Genomic DNA, 1,468 nt, shown 5'->3' on the forward strand with positions numbered 1-1,468 from the left:
GCCAAGGCCAGCGACGAGGCGCGCACCAGCCGCATGGCGCTGCGCCGCCGCTACAAGATCCAGGACGTCATCCAGCGCCGCCAGGTCATGCTGGTGCAGGTCGTCAAGGAAGAGCGCGGCAACAAGGGTGCGGCGCTGACCACCTATCTCTCGCTCGCGGGCCGCTATTGCGTGCTCATGCCCAACAGCGCGCATGGCGGCGGCATCAGCCGCAAGATCAGCAACGCTTCGGACCGCAAGCGGCTGAAGTCGATCATCGCCGAGATGAAGCTGCCCGCGACCATGGGCTGCATCGTGCGCACTGCCGGCCTTTCGCGCACCAAGCCCGAGATCAAGCGCGACTTCGACTATCTCGCCCGGTTGTGGGACGAGATCCGCGAGAAGACGCTCAAGGCCTCTGCCCCTGCGATCATCCATTCGGACAGCGACCTGATCAAGCGCGCGATCCGCGACATCTACAATCGCGATATCGAGGAAGTGCTGGTCGAGGGCGAAGCGGGCTATCGCGCCGCCAAGGACTTCATGAAGCTGCTGATGCCCAGCCATGCGCGCCGGGTGAAGAGCTATTCCGATCCCGTGCCGCTGTTCCAGCGTTATGGCACCGAAGACCAGCTTTCGGCGATGTACGAACCGGTGGTGCAGCTCAAGTCGGGCGGCTATCTGGTCATCAACCCGACCGAGGCTCTGGTATCGATCGACATCAACTCGGGCCGGTCCACCAAGGAACACGGGATCGAGGCGACCGCGCTCAACACCAACCTGGAAGCGGCGCGCGAGATCGCCCGGCAGCTGCGCCTGCGCGACATGGCGGGCCTGGTCGTCATCGATTTCATCGACATGGAATATGGCTCGAACATCCGCAAGGTCGAGAAGGCCATGCGCGATGCGCTGAAGAGCGACCGTGCCCGCATCCAGGTCGGCCGCATCTCGGGCTTCGGCCTGATGGAAATGAGCCGCCAGCGCCTGCGCACCGGCGTGCTCGAGGCATCGACCCGCACCTGCCCGCATTGCGACGGCACGGGCCTGGTCCGCACCGCATCGTCGGCGGGCCTGTCGGCGCTGCGCCTGCTCGAGGAAGAGGCAGCGCGGGGTCATGGCAGCATCATCACGCTGCGCACCAGCCAGGAAGCGTCGATCTACGTCCTCAACAACAAGCGCCGCGACATTGCCGAGATCGAGGAGCGGTTCGGCGTGCGCATCGAAATTCTGCCCAATGGGGAGAATGAAGGCGCGAAGATGGAAGTAACCGCCAGCGGTCCGCGTCCGGAAAAGGTCGTCACCTTCCAGCCGATCATCGACGATGACGACGACGATATCGAAGACGAAATCGACGAGATCGAAGAAGAGGAAGAAGTCAGCGAGAAGCGCGGCGGTCGCGGAAACCGTGGTGATCGTGCAGATCGCGGCGAGCGCGGCGCTTCTCGCTGACTTCTTCCTCTTCTTCGATCTCGTCGATTTCGTCTTCGAT

General features: G+C 63.6%; 1 pseudogene. It reads left to right on the plus strand.

The window, feature by feature from the left end:
* Positions 1-1,425, plus strand: a pseudogene (locus tag AX735_RS22350) (Rne/Rng family ribonuclease); the annotation flags it as partial.
* Between the last annotated feature and the right edge of the window lie 43 nt (positions 1,426-1,468).

The organism is Blastomonas sp. CCH1-A6 (genome assembly GCF_001556365.1).
GTDB classification, from domain to species: domain Bacteria; phylum Pseudomonadota; class Alphaproteobacteria; order Sphingomonadales; family Sphingomonadaceae; genus Blastomonas; species Blastomonas ursincola.